This is a genomic window from Saccharothrix deserti (genome assembly GCF_009769385.1).
Lineage (GTDB): Bacteria > Actinomycetota > Actinomycetes > Mycobacteriales > Pseudonocardiaceae > Actinosynnema > Actinosynnema deserti.
Window position 1 is genome coordinate 158,130 of sequence record NZ_ML775959.1, and the last position, 17,770, is coordinate 175,899.

Sequence of the window (17,770 nt, forward strand, 5' to 3'; positions counted from 1 at the left end):
AGGTCACCATGCCGAACACCGAGAACGTCCCCAACGTTCAACTCCGTCGCGCCGTTGCGTCGAGTTTCCTCGGCAGCGTGATCGAGTACTACGACTTCCTGCTCTACGCCACCGCGTCCGCCGTGGTGTTCAACAAGGTCTTCTTCTCCAACCTCGACCCGCTCGTGGCCACCATCGCGAGCTTCGGCACGTTCGCCACCGGCTACCTGGCCCGCCCGCTCGGCGGAGTCCTGTTCGGACACTTCGGCGACTTGTTGGGGCGCAAGCGGATGCTCGTGCTGACCATGACCCTGATGGGTGTGGCCAGCTTCCTCATCGGGTTGCTGCCGACGTACGCCCAGGTGGGCGCCCTCGCGCCGGTCGGCCTCGTCATCCTGCGCGTGGTGCAGGGCATCGCGGTCGGCGGCGAGTGGGGTGGCGCGGTGCTGATGTCCGCCGAGCACGCCACCGGCAGGCGTGGCCTGTGGGCCAGTTTCACCAACGCGGGCGCGCCGTGCGGGATGGTGCTGTCGACGTTGGCGCTCACCACGACCGCCGCGGTGGTCGGCGAGCGGGCGTTCCTGGAGTGGGGCTGGCGGATTCCGTTCCTGATCAGCATCGTGCTGCTCGGCATCGGCCTGTGGGTCCGGCACAAGGTCGAGGAGACACCGGCGTTCCGGGCGGTGGCGCAGGCCGGCGTGAAGCGCCGGATTCCGGTGGTGGACGTGCTGCGCAACCACCCGCGCGTGCTGCTGCTGGGCATCGGGGTCGGGCTGGCCGCGTTCGTCGCGCAGTCCACGCTGACCACCTTCACGCTGGCGTACGGCGTGCAGGCCGGTCACGCGCGCCAGACCGTGCTCAACGCGCTCACGTTGTCCTCGGCGTTCGCCGTCGTCGGCATCCTCGGCTGGTCGGCCGCGTCCGACCGGTTCGGCAGGCGGCCGGTCGTGGTGGCCGGCGCGGTCGCGATGGCGGTGTTCGGCTTCGTCCTGTTCCCGATGGTGGACAGCCGCGACACGGCGTTGCTCACCCTCGCGCTGGTGGTGGGACAGGGCGTCATCCACCCGATGATGTACGGACCGCTAGCGGCTCTGTACAGCGAGTTGTTCAGCACGGAGAACCGTTACACGGGCGCGTCGTTGGGCTACCAGATCGCCGGGCTCGGCGCGGGCGTCGCACCGCTGCTGTTCGCCGCGATCCAGCGAGCGACCGGCGGACAGGGGCTTACCCTCATCTCGTCGGTCATCGCGGGGTTCTGCCTGCTCACCGTGGTGTGCGTGCTCGCGTTGAAGGAAACCAGCACGCGTGAACTCCAACCAGTCGCCGTAGCCTGACAGGAGAACCGAAATGCAGAACGCGGGCCTCGGGGGTTGGCCGTACCGGCGGGCGCAGATGTCGCCGGGCCGCACCGCGATCGTCCACTCAGGACGGGCGACGACCTACGCGGAGTTCGCCACGCGCGTCACGCGCCTGGCGGACCGGTTGCGGGCGGCGGGTGTGTCTTCCGGGGACCGGGTCGCCTACCTGGGGCCCAACCACCCGTCGTTCGTGGAGACGATGTTCGCCACGCACGTGCTCGGCGGGATCTTCGTGCCGGTGAACTTCCGCCTCGCCGCGCCCGAAGTCGGGCACGTGCTGGCGGACTCCGGGCCGTCGGTGCTGGTGTTCGGGCCCCAGTGCGCGGGCGTGGTGCGTGACCTGGCGGGCATCGCGCCGGGTGTGGTCGTCGCGGTCGAGGGCTCGGTCGAGGGCTCGGACGTCGGGCAGCACGACTACGAGAGCTGGCTGGCCGAAGGCTCGGCCGAGCCCATCGACGAGGTGGTGGACCGGGACGACGTCGCCGTCATCCTCTACACCTCCGGCACCACCGGTCGCCCGAAGGGGGCGATGCTCACCCACGCGAACCTGATCTGGAACACCTGCAACCTGCTCGTCGGGGTGGACGTCACCAGCACCGAGTGCACCCTGGTGTCCGCGCCCCTGTTCCACGTCGCGGCGCTCACCCAGACCCTGCTGCCCACGTTCATCAAGGGCGGCAAGGCGGTGATCACGTCGTCGTGGGACGTGGACCGGGTGTACGAGCTCATCGAGTGCGAGCGGATCACGCTGGTCTTCGGCGTGGCCACCATGTTCGCCGACCTGGCCGCGTCACCGCGCTGGTACACCGCCGACCTGTCGTCGTTGCGGCACCTGCTGTGCGGCGGCGCGGCGGTGCCCGAATCGCTCATCCGCACCTACCAGGAACGCGGGCTGACGTTCTGCCAGGGCTACGGCCTCACCGAGACCGCGCCCGGCGCGACGTTCCTGGAGGCGGGGGAGAGCACCCGCAAGGTCGGCTCGGCGGGCGTTCCGGTGTTCTTCGCCGACGTCCGGGTCGTGTCCGCCGAGGGCGAGGACGCCGGGGTGGACGAACCGGGGGAGGTGCTGGTCCGGGGGCCGAACGTCACCCCCGGCTACTGGAACGACCCCGCCGCCACCGCCGCCGCGTTCTACCCCGGCGGGTGGTTCCGCACCGGTGACATCGCGCGGTTCGACGCCGAGGGGCACCTGTACGTGGTGGACCGGCTCAAGGACATGTTCATCTCCGGCGGGGAGAACGTGTACCCGGCCGAGGTGGAGAACGCCATCGTCGAACACCCCGCCGTGGTCGAGGCCGCCGTGATCGGTGTGCCAGACCCGAGGTGGGGCGAGGTCGGCCGGGCGTTCGTGCGGTACGGGTCGGGCGGTGGGCCGTCCCGGGAGGAGCTGCGGGAGTTCCTGCTCGCCCGACTCGCCAAGTACAAGGTGCCGGTGCACATCGACCTGGTCGAGCAGCTGCCGCGCACCGGTTCGGGGAAGGTGCGCAAGGCCGAACTGCGGAAACTGCCCATGTCCGGACGCCCGGTCGACTCTCCGCCGCAGCGGCTCGACGGCGGACCGGACCGGGTGTTGGCGACTGGCGGTCCGTCCGGGCGTGGAGACGAGCGGTAGGTGTGGACCTGATCGTCGCGGGGCGGGCGTCACCACCGGGTGGCGTCCGCCCCGCGACGATCGGCGTTCAGGCCCGTCCCGGCTGGGTGCCGTCCACCGCTTCGTCCAGCTTCCGCCCGATCGCCTCGGCGGCGGCCCGCAGGTCGGGGACCAGCCGGTGCAGGTCGGTGCGCACCGAGCGCACCACGATGCCCAGCGCACCGGCGGGCGCGTGGCTGTCGGAGGGGATGGCGACGGCCACCGAGCACGAGCCGAGCGTCATCTCCTCGTTGGTCAGCGCGTACCCGCGTTCGGCGGTGGCGCGCAGTTCGCGCAGCAGCCGGGCGCGTTCGGTGATCGTGTACCGGGTGAAGCGGGGCAGGGGGCGTTCGGCGTAGCTGCGCACGAACGCGGCGTCGGCGCGGGCGAGCAGGGCCTTGCCGACCCCCGTCGAGTGCATCGGCAGCCGGGCGCCGATCCGCGAGACGACGGGCACCGAGCGGTGACCGGACAGCTTCTCCACGTACAGGGCGTCGAAACCGTCGTGGACGGCGAGGTGGACGTTCTCGCGGGTCGTCTCGTAGAGGTCCTGCATGAACGGCAGGGCGATCTCGCGCAGCCGACCGGCCACCGGGGCGAGCGTCGCCGCCTCCCACAACCGCAGGCCGATGCTGTAGTGGCCGGTGGCGTCACGTTCCAGCGCGCCCCACGACACCAGCTCCGCGGCCAGCCGGTGGACCGTGGGCAGGGGCAGGTCCGTGCGCCGGGCGAGTTCGGTGAGCTTGAGCCGGGGGTGGGTGGCGTCGAACGCGCCGAGCAGCGACAGCGCCCGCCCGGCCGTCGATCGCCGGGGCACGTCGCTGTTGACCGCCATGCCGGTCCTCCTCACGGAACGTCAGGCGCCGAACGTAACCGCGAGGCGTTCCTGAAATCGCCGTCACTTTCACCCAATGGAAGTCCTTCCTGGCGATCGGGCGCGGGTCGTCCTTGGGTTGACCCATGCGAACGAGAGTCGGAATCGTCGGCGCCGGTCCCGCCGGTCTGGTGCTGTCCCACCTGCTGGCCGAACGCGGCATCGACTCCGTGGTCGTCGAGACGCGCGGCCGTGCGGCGATCGAGCAGACCATCCGCGCCGGCGTCCTGGAGCAGGGCACGGTGGAGTTGCTGACCGCGATGGGCGTCGGCGTGCGGGCGCTGGCCGAGGGCGCCCGGCACGAGGGCATCGAGCTGCGGTTCGGCGGTCAGGGGCACCGGATCGACTTCACCGGGCTCACCGGCCGGGCCGTCTGGCTCTACCCGCAGCACGAAGTGCTCAAAGACCTGATCGCGGCGCGGCTCGACGCCGGGGCCGACATCCGGTTCGAGGCGAGTGACGTGTCGCTGCACGGGCTCACCTCCGACGAGCCGGTGATCTCGTTCACCGACGCCGACGGCACCCCGGTCGAGCTGCGGTGCGACGTGATCGCCGGCTGTGACGGGTCCGGGGGCATCAGCAGGCGCTCGATCCCCGACGGCGAGCGCACCGACTACTTCCGGGCCTACCCGTTCGGGTGGTTCGGCATCCTGGCCGAGGCACCGCAGTCCTCGAAGGAGCTGATCTACGCCCACTCCGAACGCGGGTTCGCGCTGATCAGCACGCGGACGCCGCAGGTGCAGCGGATGTACTTCCAGTGCGACCCGGACGAGCGCGTCGACGACTGGAGCGACGACCGGATCTGGGCCGAGTTGAACGCCAGGGTCGCGGGCGGCGGTTTCTCCCTGGCCGAGGGCCGCATCTTCGACCGGGGCGTGATCCCGATGCGCAGCTACGTGTGCGAGCCGATGCGGCACGGCCGGCTCTTCCTGGCCGGAGACGCTGCCCACACCGTGCCGCCGACCGGCGCCAAGGGGCTCAACCTGGCGGTGGCCGACGTGGTAGTACTGGCCCGTGCGTTGGAGAGCTACTTCGCCACCGGGTCCGCCGGGCTGTTGGACGCCTACGGGCCGACGGCGGCACGGCGGGTGTGGCGGGCCCAGCACTTCTCGTGGTGGATGACGTCGATGCTGCACACCGACCCGGCGGGTTCGGCGTTCGACCTCAAGCGGCAGCTCGGCGAGTTGGAGCTGGTCACCGCGAGCACGGCCGCCGCGACCCACCTGGCCGAGGCCTACACCGGCTGGCCGATCGAGTTCTGAGAAGTGCCGGGAAGTGCCGGGAGTTCCGGGCAAGGACGCTCGAGGAGGAGTTCCGCGTGAACGACGTGTTCGTGCTCGACGGTGTGCGCACCCCGTTCGGCCGCTACGGCGGCGGGCTGTCCGGCGTCCGACCGGACGACCTGGCCGCGCACGTGCTGCGCACGCTGGCCGAACGCCAGGACCTGGACCCCGCGTTGGTCGAGGAGGTCCTGCTGGGTGACGCCAACCAGGCCGGTGAGGACAACCGCAACGTGGCGAGGATGGCGGCGCTGCTGGCGGGCTGGCCCACCGCCGTCCCCGGCGGCACGGTCAACCGGCTGTGCGGGTCGGGCATGGACGCCGTGATGCAGGCGTCGCGCACCATCGCCGTGGGTGACGCGTCGCTCGTGGTCGCGGGCGGCGTGGAGTCGATGAGCCGTGCCCCTTGGGTGCTGCCCAAACCGGCGAAGGGCTTCCCCGCCGGGCACGAGACGCTGCACTCCACCACGCTCGGGTGGCGGCTGGTCAACCCGCGGATGCCCGAGCGGTGGACGGTCTCGCTCGGTGAGAGCACCGAGGGCCTGGCCGAGCAGTACGGCATCACGCGCGAGCAGCAGGACGCCTTCGCCGCCCGCAGCCACCAACTGGCGGCCAAGGCGTGGGACAACGGCTTCTACGACGACCACGTGGCCCCGGTGCCCGGCACCGAGCTGACCCGCGACGAGGCCATCCGCCCCGAGACCGACCAGGACCGGCTCGCCAAGCTCAAACCGGCGTTCCGCCCCGCCGGAACCGTCACCGCCGGCAACTCGTCCCCGCTCAACGACGGCGCCGCCGCGCTGCTGCTCGGTGACCGGGCCGCCGCCGATCGGGTCGGCGCGACACCTCTGGCGCGTATCGCGGGACGCGGGGCGGCGGGCGTCGACCCGCACGTGTTCGGCATCGGCCCGGTGCAGGCCGCGGAGATCGCGTTGCGGCGGGCCGGGATCGGCTGGTCCGACCTGACCGCGGTGGAGTTGAACGAGGCCTTCGCCGCCCAGTCGCTGGCGTGCCTGGCGGACTGGCCGGAGCTGGACCCGGAGATCGTCAACGTCAACGGCGGGGCCATCGCCCTCGGGCACCCGCTCGGTGCGTCCGGCGGGCGCGTCATCATCCAACTCGCCCACGAACTGCGCCGCCGTGGGGGCGGCTGGGGCCTGGCCGCGCTGTGCATCGGCGTCGGCCAAGGCCTGGCGGTGGTGCTGGAGGTCTAGGACTCGTCACCGGGCCGGCCCTCCACGTCGGACCGGCCCGGGACGACGGCCGTTCGTCACCGGGTCAAGCCGGAGGCGGTGGCGACCAGGCCGCCGTCGATGATCAGGTCCTGTCCGTTGATGTAGGACGCTTCGCCGGAGGCGAGGAAGGCGACCGCGTCGGCGACGTCGTCGGAGGTGCCGATGCGGCCGGTGGGCACCGCCGCGACGACGGCGGCTTGTGCGTCGGCGGAGACGTTGTCGTGGAACATCGGGGTCTCGATGTAGCCGGGGCTGACGGAGTTGACCCGGATTCCCCTCGGCCCCAGTTCGGCCGCGAGGGTGTGCGCCAGGTTGTGCACCGCCGCTTTGGTCGCCGAGTAGAGGGAGGCGCCGGGCAGGCCGCGGTGCAGCGTCCACGACGCGTTGATCACGATCGCCGCGTGGTCGGACAGCAGCGGGAGGGTCTTCTGGACGGTGAAGAACACCCCCTTGAAGTTGATGTCCACGACGCGGTCGAACTCGGCTTCGGTGATGTCGCCGTTCGGCTGGAACGAGGCGACGCCCGCGTTGGCGAAGACGACGTCCAGTCGGCCGTGACGGTCCCGGATCGCGGTCGTCAGCGCATCGAGGTCGGCGGGATCCGCCACGTCGCCGCACACCCCGAGCACCCGGGATCCGCCGTCCAGGGCTTCGACCGCGGCGTCCAGCCGGGTCTTGTCGCGCCCGGTGACGACCACCTGTGCGCCCTCGGCCAGCAACCTCCGCGCGGTGGCCAGGCCCATGCCGCTGGTGCCGCCGGTGATGAGCGCGGTCTTGTCGTCGAATCGGGCTTGTCGTCGAACCTGGGAAGGGCTGTGCGTCATGGGGTCCAGCGTGTCGAGCGGCGTGCGGGACAAACAGTGCGCACTCAACCTGGGAGCGGCGCCACCACCTTCGGCGGGTGGTCAAGGCCAGGGCCGGGGGTGGTACAGCTCCAGGTGCCAGTCCGGGTGGTCGGCCACGATCAGGGTCGTCAGGTCGAAGAACAGGTCACCGGCCTCCGGGTGGCGCACCGCTTTCACGGCCTGGGCGTGAGCGGCCACCTCGTGGCGCGCCCACAGCTCGGTGAACTCCGGGCTCACGGCGCTGAGATCGTCGACGACCCGGCCGAACTCCGGGTCGTCGGGGGAGTGCGCCGCGTCGGCGCGGAAGGCGGCGACGACGTTCGGCGCGACCGACGCCCAGTGCGCGTGCGCGTCGCGGTACCGGGCGTTGGTGAAGAACGAGATCAGGCAGTTGCGGTCGGTGTCGTCGAAGCCGAACACGGTCCGCGTCGCGTCGTTGACCGCGAGCAGGTTCCAGTACCGGTCGCGCAGGATCGCGGGCCTCGGCATCCACGCGTCGAGCAGGCGCCGCAGCTCCGGGGTGACCGCCGCGCCACTCGTCCCGCCGACCCGTGGCGGGTTGAGACCGGCCAGCAGGTACAGGTGCGTGCGTTCGGGCCCGGTCATGCGCAGCGCCCCGCTGATCGCGTCGAGCACCTCGGCCGAGACCTTGATGTCGCGGCCCTGTTCGAGCCACGTGTACCAGGACACGCCGACCCCGGCCAGCGCGGCGACCTCCTCGCGCCGCAGACCCGGTGTCCGGCGCCTGCCCGTCGCCACCACGCCGACGTCGGCGGGTGTCAGCCGGGCCCGGCAGGTGCGCAGGAAGTCGCGGAGCTGTTCCCGGCGAGGCCTTGTCGCCGCAGGTGATTCGCTGGTCACGCACGAGGATAACAACGCACTCGCGGACGCGTCGGCCGTCGTGTATCGATGAAAGTTGCGAACATTCTTTCGAAGAGTTTCGAAGGCTTTCGCGGTGAATGTTCCGTGGCCCTGGGCGATTGGGGTGGCGTACAGGCCTCCGTGTGTCTGCAAGCTTGGCCTGTTTCGGTGCTTGCCAGACCTATCTGTTTCGGTTGATACTTCTAAAAGTTTCAGACCGGGCCACCCCACCTGCCCCAAACCCGCAGGTGCTCCCCAGAAGGTGCGAAACATGAAGCTGACATCGAGGTCAGTGTTACGAGCGGTGCTCGTGTCGACGCTGGTGACCGCGACCACGGGCGCCGCGGTGCTCCTGGCGACGTCCGCCAACGCCGGGACCACGCTCGGCGCCTCGGCGGCCGAGTCGGGGCGCTACTTCGGCACGGCCGTCGCCGCGGGCAGGCTCGGCGACTCGACCTACGCCGGACTCCTCCAGCGCGAGTTCGACATGGTCACCGCCGAGAACGAGATGAAGATCGACGCCACCGAACCCAACCAGAACCAGTTCACCTACGGCAACGCCGACCGCATCGTCAACCTCGCCCGCTCCCAGGGCAAACGGGTCCGCGGCCACACGCTGGCGTGGCACTCGCAGCAGCCCGGCTGGATGCAGAACATGTCCGGCTCCGCGCTGCGCAGCGCGATGCTCAACCACGTCACGCAGGTGGCCACGTACTACCGCGGCAAGATCTACGCCTGGGACGTGGTGAACGAGGCGTTCCAGGACGGCAGCTCGGGCGCCCGCCGCGACTCGAACCTGCAGCGCACGGGCAACGACTGGATCGAGGCGGCGTTCCGCGCCGCGCGGGCCGCCGACCCCGGCGCGAAACTCTGCTACAACGACTACAACACCGACGACTGGACCCACGCCAAGACCCAGGCCGTCTACCGGCTGGTCCAGGACTTCAAGCAGCGCGGCGTGCCCATCGACTGCGTCGGCCTCCAGTCGCACTTCAACAGCCAGAGCCCGGTGCCGGGCAACTACCAGACCACGCTGCAGAACTTCGCGAACCTGGGCGTGGACGTGCAGATCACCGAGCTGGACATCGAGGGGTCGGGCACGGCGCAGGCGCAGAACTACGAGCGCGTCGTCAAGGCGTGCATGGCGGTGACGCGCTGCACCGGCATCACCGTGTGGGGCATCCGCGACACCGACTCGTGGCGCGCCTCGGGCACCCCGCTGCTGTTCGACGGCTCGGGCAACAAGAAGGCCGCCTACACCTCCACCCTGAACGCCCTCAACAGCGGCGGCCCGACCGTGCCCACGTCGACCACGACGACCACCACGCCCCCGACCGGGCCCACCACGACGACCACGACCTCGGTCCCCGGTCCGGGTGGCTGCACCGCTTCGGTGTCGCTGAACTCCTGGACCGGTGGTTTCACCGCCACGGTGAAGGTCACCGCCGGGTCGTCGGCCATCAACGGCTGGACCGTGACGCTCACCCTGCCGTCCGGCTCCACGGTCACCAACGCGTGGAACGCCGACCGCAGCGGCAACAGCGGCACCATCCAGTGGAGGAACGTCAGCTACAACGGCCGCGTCGCGGCCGGCCAGTCGACCGAGTTCGGCTTCCAGGGCAACGGCGTCGGCACGGGCATGACGCCGACCTGCTCCGCGAGCTGATCGGAACGACCGCCCGGTGCGGGGGCACAGCGTCGCCCCCGCACCGCGTCGCCCCCGCACCGCGTCGTCCCCGCACCGGGCATCCGTCGTGAACCAGCCGCCGCTAGAACACGTCCCCGTGCGGGGCGTCGCCCATGGCCAACCCGCCCGAGACGTCGATGTCGACCCGCAGGCGGGGGTCCTCGCCCACCTCACGGCGGCTCGTCAGGTCGCGCACCCGGACTTCCACCAGGGCCCCGGGCTCAGCCGGGACCCTGGCGATCTCCGCGATGCCGACCGAGTAGTTCGTCGTGACACCGGTGCGGTGCCACTCCTCCCGACCGTCGACGAGAACGGTCACCTCGTCGTCGACGAAACCCTCGCCGAGTTCGACGGCCAGTTGCATCGGACCTCCTACTCGTCCAGCGAGTGGACCACGGATTCGGGCGCGCCCTTCGACTGCGCCAGCTGCCGGATCTCGGAGCGCAGCTGGTGCGCCCCGTCGGTGTCCCCGGCCCGCGCGTGCGCCTCGGCCAGGTACGCACCGGCCTGGTAGACGGTCAGGTCGTCCAGGCCGCCGTCACCGCGCGACGCCCGGATCGCGTTCTGCAGGAGGTCGTCCGCGCGACCGAGGTCGGGCTCGCGGACGTGGACGGAGCCGTCCGGCTCGACCGTGGTGAACGACCGGGCCGCGTTCATGCCGAGGACGACTTGCGCGTAGACGGCCGCGGGGTGGTCGCCGTGCTCGGCCAGGATCGTCTGCAACGCGCTGGTCCCCTGCACGAGGTACGGCGAGTCCGTGCCGTGCAGGGTGATCGCCATCCCCGTCCGGTCGTTCAGCAGCAGCTCGGCGGCCGCGTCCTCCTGGGCCGAGCGCGGCGCGCCGACCCGGATGGTCGCGGTGTTCGACAGCACCAGGCTGCCGTTCGGCGAGGCGTACACCGCGCGGACCCGGTAGGTGCCCGGATCCTCGAACAGGTGCCCGACGGTCGCGTCGTAGCCGATGTAGGCGCTGATCGGCAGGCGCTCACCACTGGCGCACGCCACGAGGTCCGGTGTCGCGCAGTGCCGCACCGGCGGCTCGTGGACGACCACGTCACCCCTCGGCCTGCTCACCGCGACCTGGACGAACCCGTACTTCGGGTGCAGCTGCTCGCGGGTGTTGACCTCCTGGGACCGCTCGACGGTCAGGTCGATCTCCAGCACCACGGGTGTGCCGAGCAGCGGCCGGTCGTCGGCCGCCTGGCCGATGCGCAACCGCAGCCCGCTGGTGTCCGACAGGAGCTCGGCGAACTCCTCGCCCGCATCCGACGCGGCGCCCGTGCCGAACGGGTTGCCGCCCATGATCACGTTGTTGCGGAAGCCGTGCCTCAGGTGCGCCAGCTCCAGGTCGTCGAACTGGAACGGGAACGCCGCCCAGAACGGGCCCTCGCCGGCGGGCGAGCCGTTCCCCGGGTCGTACATCCGGGGGTAGTTCATCCAGGACAGGCTGCCGGGCCGGTTGGGCATCGGCGGCTCCACCCGGTTCTTGTGGAACGAGTGGTACAGGTTGAAGCAGTGGCCGAGTTCGTGCACGTTCGTGTGCAGCTGGTGGCGCTGGTTGATCGGCGAGTCCCCGGCGATCCGCTCGTAGAACGTCGCGCAGCCCTGCCGGTGCAGGCCCTGCTGGTCGAACATGATGCCGAGCAGGGTCGAGGTGGCCGTGGTGAACTCGTGCCGCATGGCGTGCAGCAGCCACACCTTGAACTGCGGCCGTTCCTGCCGGCGGGAGAAGTGCGCCTCCATCGCGTGGTGCAGGCTCGCGTTGTTCCAGACGTGGTTGGACGGCGTGGAGATGGTGCTCGTGCCGCCCGTGTCGACCACCTGGAGGCCCGCCTCGGCGTACGCGGTGCCGATGCCGAGGTCGCGGGCCGGGCCGCCGCTGGGCAGCGATCCGGTGTTGTAGGACGCGAACGGGGTCACCGCGGACTCGCAGTCCTGTTCCAGCTCCACGGTGCGGAACGCGCCGGCCTCCCAGGCGCACACGTAGGTGGCGCCTATCGCGCCGCTCGGCGTCGACCACCGCAGGGTCGCCGGTGCGGCGGGCTGGAAGACGCGGGTGCGCGGCACGGTCACGGTGGCGACGGTGAACGTCGTCGACCACGTGGTGCGGGCCGTGCCCACGATCTTGACGTGCGTCGGGGTCGTGGTCACCGTGACCGCGTCGACGGTCCACGAGCCGAAGTAGGACACCGTGGCGCCGGTGAGGCGGAAGTAGTCGCCGCTGAGCTTGTGCAACGGGCGTCTGCCGTCGACGTCGACGCGGAGTTCCAGCTGGAACCCGACCGCCTGCGACCGGTACCGGCCGCTCGCCACGCGGAACGGGATCGGCGTGACCGGTGGTGCCGCCGGTGCGAAGCCCTCCGGTTGCGCGGTGCCGTCCGGCTGCCTCGGGAAGTCCTCGGTGGTCAGGTCCGAGGGGGAGCGATCGGTGTCGGCCGCCGTCGCGAGCGCCGGCCCGCTGGGGTCTCCTTCGCGGCCGGTCTGGGTGCCGAGCGCGCTTTGCGCGTCGACCCCGGCCGATCGCATTTCGAGGTCTGCCGAGGCGCTGCCCGGTATCGCCGCATTCGGTTCGATCGAGGTCATGCGTGCCCACTCCTCGTTGAGCTTCGGGCTCGCAGCGGGGGCGGCGTTGGGGCAGGGTCGTCGCGCTGGCAGGGGTCGTACCCGCCGAACGAGTTTTGACGCCGCAAGTGTTCACCCGGTCCCTGGGCCGGAGTAGGGACTTTCGACTCCATTTCCAACTGGGGGTATTACCCGTGCCGTCACTCGACAGAGTGAACTTGGGGAATTGATTCCACGGCCGACGGCGCGTTGGCCGGAGTCGTCGCGCACTTGCCGCGCCCATGATCACCACCCGAAATGTCCGGAGGTGCGCCGGCGCACGGCCCCGGACGGACTACTGGGCCGCCTTCCGCCGGTCCGTGTGCCCGAGGTCGCGGCCGGGGGCGATCCGGTCGCGCACGAGTTGCTTCAGGTCGGCCAGGTCGGGGAAACCGTCCCGCGCCTTGCGGGACCAGAGCGTTTCGCCGTCGAGCCGGATGTCGAACACGCCGCCCGTGCCGGGGATCAACGCGACCTCGCCCAGTTCGGTGGTGAACGTCGTCAGCAGCTCCTGCGCGGTCCAGCCGGCGCGCAGCAACCACCGGCACTGCGTGCAGTATTCGATCTCCAGGCGTGGTTTCGTCGTCGTCACGGCCCCAGTATCGCGAGCGGCGGGCGCGGCATCACCTCGGCCTGCTCCCGGTCCAACAACGACGGCCGACCCGTCCACCAGCGGACAGGTCGGCCGTCGCGGTCAGCAGTGTGAGAGGAGTACTTCTCCGGTCGATCCGATTCGAACCACGCCCGGGGAACCGGCCCGGCTACGGCGCCTGCCGCACCGGCAGGACGATCGCCGACGGGTGCTCCGGGTCGTGGTGGACGGTCTGGTCGGCGGCCAGGAGGGTGGTCGCGGTGGCGTGCGGTTCGCCGGTGCCGGGATTGCGGGCGTACCTCGGGAACGCGCCGCTGGACACCTGGACCCGGATGCGGTGGCCGCGCTTGAAGCGGTGCGCGGTCGGCCACAGCGTGACGGCGGCGCGGGTCGTCTCGACCGCGCCGGTCAGGCTGACCAGGCCGTCGCAGACGTTCTGCGAACGCCCGCCCGGGTCGACGTCGCAGAGCCGGACGAACACGTCGGCGCAAGGCAGGCTGGAGCGGAAGAAGATCTCGGCCGAAACCTCGCCGATCACCTCGACGTCCTGGTCGAGCGTCGTCGTGGTGTAGGTGAGCACGTCCGGCCGTGCCTCCAGCCTGGTGTTGTCGACACGACTGCTGTCGGCCACCATGCGCACCCCGCCGACCGCGGGCGTCGGATCCGCCGGGTCGTAGCGGTAGGTGTCGGGCGCCGACTCGCCGGGCGGCTGCTCGGCCAGCGCACCGCCTGGCTGGAGGTGGAAGCGCCGGGGCTCGTAGCCGCGCGGCGGCCAGGAGTCGAAGTCGCGCCAGGCTTCCTCGCCCATCACGTACAGCCGCACCGGCGCGCGGTCCGGCGGCTGCTCCCCGCGCGCGTGGGCGAGCCCGAACCCGAGGGCCTCCCGGATCGCCGTGTTGTCGCCCTTCAGGTGCGTCCACGGCCCGACCGTGATCCGGGCCGAACGCCCCGCGTCCCGGAGGGTCTGGAAATCGCGGAGCTGGCCCGGTAGGAAGATGTCGTACCAGCCGCCGATCGAGCTGACCGGCACGGTCACCTCCGCCACCCGGTGCCGGTGGTCGATCCCGGCCCAGCGCTCGGCGTCCGCGGTGTGGGCCAGAACGTCCTGGATGTACTCGGAGCGCTGCCCGATCGCGGCCACGTCGGCGCGGTTCAACGGCAGCGTGGACAGCGCCCGCTGGTCCTTCCGGCCCTGGAGGAACCTCCGCAGCAGCGGGAAGGGACGCTCCTGCCCCGCGACCATGGTGCCCCACCCGAACGGCGTCTCCAGGGAGAGCCCGTCCTCACGCAGGAACTCCAGCGTCAGCGCCGACTCGGTGATCTGCGGGATCATCGCCTTGACCTCCGGCGGCAGGCGATCCGCCATCGCCCACTGCACGTACCCGAGGTAGCTGGGGCCGACCAGCACGATGGAGTCGCCGAACCACGGCTGCTTCACGATCCACTCCAGGGTCGCCAGCCCGTCCTCGCGCTCGTTCTTGAACGGGTCGAACGACCCACCCGAGCCGAACGTGCCGCGCACGCTCTGCATCAACACCTGGTACCCGCGCTCGGCCAGCGGCCTCGCCATGCCGTCGCCGATCAGTCCCGACCGGCCGTACGGGCTGCGCAGCAACGCGGTCGGCAACGAGTCGCCCCCGCTCCGCGGGGCCCACCGGTCCGCCAGCAGTTCGACGCCGTCCGGCATCGGCACCCGGAGGCCGCGCTGGACGACCAGGTCCCGGGTCGTCGGCGGGTCCAACTTCAGCCCGCGTTGGATGAGGTGGCTCATCAGGTTCACCGGCGTCGCTCCTTTTCCCGGCTGGCGCCGACGGGTTCACGGGTGGTGCCGGCGATGGCCGAGAACAGGCCCATCAAGCGATCGGCGAACGCCTCCGCGTCGAGGGGGTCTGGCGCCTCGATCACCCACGTGTTGATGAGCGCGGCCCACCCCCCGGTCACGAACGCGGTGAGGTCTTCGAGCACGCCCGGGTCCTGCCGCACGGCGGGCATCCGCCGCACGAACTCCTGGTTGAACGGGCTGAGCAGGCTGCTCAACGCCGCGTTCAACCCGTACCCGGACGGACCGGTCAGCACCGCGCGGTAGAACGACCGGTGGCGCGCGAAGTGCTGTGCCGCGACCAGCGCGCGGGCGTGCTTGTCGAACGCGTGCGAAGCCTGCTCGAGCTGCGGCAGGAGTTCGGTGCGGACGAGGTCGAGCGCCGCCTCCAGCAGCAGCGTGTCCCGGTCGCCGAACTGCTGGTACACGAGCTGCCGGCTCACGTCCGCCGCCTCGGCGATGTCGGAGATCGAGATGTTCGTCGTGCCCCGCTCGGCCACGAGCGCCACAGCCGCACCCATGAGGGTGGACCGCGATCGACGGACCCTCCGGTCCGTGCCGCGGTCGGGCGCCGTCTGGTCGTCCTCCACGCCATGACTATGACACATGTCAGCAAAATGACAAGTGTCAAGTCACTCTCAGTGGTGGACGCCCGGCACATCGCCCCAGCGCCAGCCCAGGCTGCTCCTGCTGCCCGACGTCCCGCAGCCACGTCTCCTCGCGGGCCAGGTCCGCTTCCAACTCCGCCGTCGACGCTGGTGGTCGTCACTGGTCCTCGTCCAAAGTGGACACACACGCGCTACGGGCGGACGCGCCCACGCGGCGGGGACGTGCGGCCTGTACCTGTGCTTCGACCCAGCTCCTGTCGGCGACAGCACGGGCTGCGGTGTCCGGTTTCTGGTCCGGCGCCTTTCTGGTCCAGTGCCCCGGCCGCCGTCGCGGGATCGGCATCGGGCCACCGCTGCACGTGCCGCCTGGCGAGCCCGGCGACGGCGTGGGTTGCCCGCGCTGCGCTGGAGATCGTGCAAGGGCCCGCGCACCGGCCGTCTCCCGACGTGGAACCGGTGCGCCTCGGCCCACGTCCGGGCGGTCGCCCCTCGCCTTCACGGAGCGACGGCAAGAGGGAGCGGAGGTCGTCGGACCAGGACCGCCGGACCGTCAGACCGCCGGACCGTCCGGAAGGGGCCGCTCGCCTATCTGCCCCTCGGGTCAGCGTTCGAGAAGGACGATCGGGATCACGCGGTCGGTCTTCTTCTCGTAGTCGGCGAACCCCTCCGCGTGCGCGACCATGCCCGCGTAGAGGCGGTCGCGTTCGGCGCGGTCCTCGACCGGGGTCGCGGTGGCCTCGAACTTGTCCGTGCCGACCTCGACGGTGACCTTCGGGTTCGCCACGAGGTTGTTGAACCACGCGGGGTTCTTCGGGGCACCTCCGAACGAGGCCGCGATGACGAGCCGGTCACCGTCGCGCGTGTAGACCACCGGCGAGACCCGCTCTTGTCCGCTCTTGGCGCCGATGGTGGTGAGCAGCAGCATGTTGCGGCCCTCGAACATCCCGCCGACCACGCCCTCGTTGGCGCGGAACTCGGCGATGATCTGCTGGTTGAAATCACGGATCTCGTCCGCCATGCGGTCACGTCCCTCTCGCGGTGGAGCTGCCCGGTGGGGTGGCAGCCGGTAGTCGTTCGAACACGTATGGAAGATCGACACTAGACCGAAACGGTTGAGTGTTCAACCTCTCGCGTGCCCAGTCCGTGAGGTGCCTGCGAATGGCGGGTACGGTCGGGGCGTGGTGGCAGACCTTTCCGCGGAGTCCTCGAACGAGCGCCTGTCCGACGCGCTGGCCCATCGGGTGGTCGTGTTGGACGGCGGTCTGTCGACCGCGCTCAAGGCCGCCGGGCACGACCTCTCCGACTCGCTCTGGTCCGCCCGACTGCTGTTGGCAGACCCGGACGCGATCAGGTCCGCCCACCTGACCTACTTCCGGGCCGGGGCCGAGGTCGTGATCACGTCCAGCTACCAGGCCACGTTCGAGGGCTTCGCGGATCGCGGGCTCACGGCGGAGGAGACGGCCGCCCTGCTGCGCGACAGCGTGACGCTGGCCCGGAGCGCCGCCTCCGAAGTGGACGGACAGCGGTGGGTGGCGGCCTCGGTCGGCCCGTACGGCGCGATGCTCGCCGACGGCTCGGAGTACCGCGGCCGCTACGGCTTGAGCAGGCGGGCCCTGGAGTCCTTCCACCGCCCCAGGATCGAAGTGCTCGCCGAGGCGGGCGCCGACGTGCTCGCGGTCGAGACGATCCCCGACGTCGAGGAAGCGGAGGCGGTGCTCGGTGTGGTCGCCGGGTCGGGAGTCCCGCTCTGGCTGTCCTACAGCGCCCGTGGGACGCGGACGTGCGCCGGTCAGCCGCTGACCGAAGCCTTCGAGGCCGTGCGGGGCGTGGACGAGGTGGTGGCCGTCGGCGTCAACTGCTGCGACCCGGCCGACGTCGACGAGGCCGTGGCGATCGCCCGGCGAGTCACCGGCAAACCGGTCGTGGTGTACCCGAACAGCGGTGAGCAGTGGGACGCCACGACCCGCAGCTGGACCGGTGTTCCGGCCTTCGAGCCCGTGCGCGTGGCGGGTTGGGTCGAGGGCGGCGCGCGGCTAGTGGGCGGCTGCTGCCAGGTCGGGCCCGAGATGATCACGGAACTGGCCGCCGCTTTGTCACGTTGATGCCCGCCGCGTTGTCGCACCGCCGCGTTGTCGCACCGCCGCGTTACCGCCGCCTTGTCGCGTTGATGACGGCTCGCGTGCCGGGGGCGTAGTCGCGGGCGTGAACGCCTTGCTCGTCGACGCCTTGCTCGTCAATGGCTCGTCGGAGATGACCGTCCGGCGCGCCCACCGAGTGCTCGCTGCCTGCTCGACCTCGCTGCCCACTCGACCTCCGGCTGCCGCACGTGTTGACCTCGGGCTGCTGGACGTGGAGGGCATCGACGTGCGCGTAGATCCGCGCCTGCGGTTCGGTTCGGTCC

General features: G+C 71.0%; 15 protein-coding genes. 6 read left to right on the forward strand and 9 right to left on the reverse strand.

Annotation, left to right across the window (positions count from 1 at the left end; translation table 11 throughout):
• The first annotated feature begins 8 nt into the window (after positions 1-8).
• Together FM051_RS00600 and FM051_RS00605 are read left to right on the forward strand one after the other, a co-directional pair.
• Positions 9-1,313, forward strand: coding sequence for an MFS transporter (locus tag FM051_RS00600; protein ID WP_158839474.1), 1,305 nt, complete (start codon positions 9-11; stop codon positions 1,311-1,313).
• A gap of 13 nt (positions 1,314-1,326) precedes the next feature.
• Entirely contained in the window at positions 1,327-2,949 is a 1,623-nt protein-coding gene (locus FM051_RS00605; RefSeq protein WP_158839476.1) for an acyl-CoA synthetase, read from the forward strand.
• 67 nt (positions 2,950-3,016) lie between these two features.
• On the opposite strand, the gene FM051_RS00610 is transcribed toward FM051_RS00605, so the two are convergent.
• The gene (locus tag FM051_RS00610; protein WP_158839478.1) at positions 3,017-3,802 is read right to left on the reverse strand and encodes an IclR family transcriptional regulator; all 786 of its coding nucleotides are present in this window, start codon (positions 3,800-3,802) and stop codon (positions 3,017-3,019) included.
• A gap of 125 nt (positions 3,803-3,927) precedes the next feature.
• On the opposite strand from FM051_RS00610, the gene FM051_RS00615 reads away from it, so the two are divergent.
• Together FM051_RS00615 and FM051_RS00620 are read left to right on the forward strand one after the other, a co-directional pair.
• A complete protein-coding gene (locus FM051_RS00615) occupies positions 3,928-5,103 on the forward strand; it encodes a 4-hydroxybenzoate 3-monooxygenase (protein WP_158839480.1) in 1,176 nt (391 codons plus the stop codon).
• A gap of 56 nt (positions 5,104-5,159) precedes the next feature.
• Positions 5,160-6,335, forward strand: coding sequence for a thiolase family protein (locus FM051_RS00620; protein ID WP_158839495.1), 1,176 nt, complete (start codon positions 5,160-5,162; stop codon positions 6,333-6,335).
• A gap of 56 nt (positions 6,336-6,391) precedes the next feature.
• Here the strand turns inward: FM051_RS00620 and FM051_RS00625 are convergent, their stop codons facing one another.
• Both FM051_RS00625 and FM051_RS00630 read right to left on the reverse strand, forming a co-directional pair.
• Entirely contained in the window at positions 6,392-7,180 is a 789-nt protein-coding gene (locus tag FM051_RS00625) for an SDR family NAD(P)-dependent oxidoreductase (protein WP_158839498.1), read from the reverse strand.
• An 81-nt stretch (positions 7,181-7,261) separates the two neighbouring features.
• Positions 7,262-8,062 (reverse strand): helix-turn-helix transcriptional regulator, encoded by an 801-nt coding sequence (locus FM051_RS00630; protein WP_202918604.1) that lies wholly within the window; start codon positions 8,060-8,062, stop codon positions 7,262-7,264.
• Between the two features lie 271 nt (positions 8,063-8,333).
• Here FM051_RS00630 and FM051_RS00635 point away from each other — a divergent pair, with 271 nt between their 5' ends.
• Positions 8,334-9,728: a glycoside hydrolase family 10 protein gene (locus FM051_RS00635; protein ID WP_158839500.1), complete on the forward strand. Its 1,395-nt coding sequence runs from the start codon at positions 8,334-8,336 to the stop codon at positions 9,726-9,728.
• A gap of 103 nt (positions 9,729-9,831) precedes the next feature.
• Here the strand turns inward: FM051_RS00635 and FM051_RS00640 are convergent, their stop codons facing one another.
• The 6 genes from FM051_RS00640 to FM051_RS00665 all read right to left on the reverse strand — a co-directional run bounded on the left by FM051_RS00640 (position 9,832) and on the right by FM051_RS00665 (position 16,387).
• Positions 9,832-10,113, reverse strand: a complete 282-nt coding sequence (locus FM051_RS00640) for a hypothetical protein (protein WP_158839502.1) — start codon at positions 10,111-10,113, stop codon at positions 9,832-9,834.
• A gap of 8 nt (positions 10,114-10,121) precedes the next feature.
• On the reverse strand, positions 10,122-12,332 hold the full coding sequence (locus tag FM051_RS00645) for a hypothetical protein (RefSeq protein ID WP_158839504.1): 2,211 nt from the start codon (positions 12,330-12,332) through the stop codon (positions 10,122-10,124).
• 313 nt (positions 12,333-12,645) lie between these two features.
• Complete coding sequence (locus FM051_RS00650) at positions 12,646-12,942, reverse strand: Rdx family protein (protein ID WP_158839506.1); 297 nt, start codon at positions 12,940-12,942, stop codon at positions 12,646-12,648.
• 169 nt (positions 12,943-13,111) lie between these two features.
• Positions 13,112-14,722, reverse strand: a complete 1,611-nt coding sequence (locus tag FM051_RS00655; RefSeq protein ID WP_158839508.1) for a CocE/NonD family hydrolase — start codon at positions 14,720-14,722, stop codon at positions 13,112-13,114.
• On the reverse strand, positions 14,719-15,351 hold the full coding sequence (locus FM051_RS00660; RefSeq protein ID WP_238412016.1) for a TetR/AcrR family transcriptional regulator: 633 nt from the start codon (positions 15,349-15,351) through the stop codon (positions 14,719-14,721). The genes FM051_RS00655 and FM051_RS00660 overlap by 4 nt, the downstream gene beginning before the upstream one ends.
• A gap of 619 nt (positions 15,352-15,970) precedes the next feature.
• Positions 15,971-16,387 carry a nitroreductase family deazaflavin-dependent oxidoreductase gene (locus FM051_RS00665; RefSeq protein ID WP_158839512.1) on the reverse strand — a complete coding sequence of 139 codons (417 nt, stop codon included), beginning with the start codon at positions 16,385-16,387 and terminating at the stop codon, positions 15,971-15,973.
• A 163-nt stretch (positions 16,388-16,550) separates the two neighbouring features.
• On the opposite strand from FM051_RS00665, the gene mmuM reads away from it, so the two are divergent.
• Positions 16,551-17,471: a homocysteine S-methyltransferase gene (mmuM, locus tag FM051_RS00670; protein WP_158840024.1), complete on the forward strand. Its 921-nt coding sequence runs from the start codon at positions 16,551-16,553 to the stop codon at positions 17,469-17,471.
• Positions 17,472-17,770: the final 299 nt, after the last annotated feature.

Bases quoted from the DNA above. Each gene is read 5' to 3' on its own strand.
- FM051_RS00600 (WP_158839474.1), top strand. From the start codon at position 9: ATGCCGAACACCGAGAACGTCCCCAACGTTCAACTCCGTCGCGCCGTT.
- FM051_RS00605 (WP_158839476.1), top strand. From the start codon at position 1,327: ATGCAGAACGCGGGCCTCGGGGGTTGGCCGTACCGGCGGGCGCAGATG.
- FM051_RS00610 (WP_158839478.1), bottom strand. From the start codon at position 3,802: ATGGCGGTCAACAGCGACGTGCCCCGGCGATCGACGGCCGGGCGGGCG.
- FM051_RS00615 (WP_158839480.1), top strand. From the start codon at position 3,928: ATGCGAACGAGAGTCGGAATCGTCGGCGCCGGTCCCGCCGGTCTGGTG.
- FM051_RS00625 (WP_158839498.1), bottom strand. From the start codon at position 7,180: ATGACGCACAGCCCTTCCCAGGTTCGACGACAAGCCCGATTCGACGAC.
- FM051_RS00635 (WP_158839500.1), top strand. From the start codon at position 8,334: ATGAAGCTGACATCGAGGTCAGTGTTACGAGCGGTGCTCGTGTCGACG.
- FM051_RS00640 (WP_158839502.1), bottom strand. From the start codon at position 10,113: ATGCAACTGGCCGTCGAACTCGGCGAGGGTTTCGTCGACGACGAGGTG.
- FM051_RS00645 (WP_158839504.1), bottom strand. From the start codon at position 12,332: ATGACCTCGATCGAACCGAATGCGGCGATACCGGGCAGCGCCTCGGCA.
- FM051_RS00665 (WP_158839512.1), bottom strand. From the start codon at position 16,387: ATGGCGGACGAGATCCGTGATTTCAACCAGCAGATCATCGCCGAGTTC.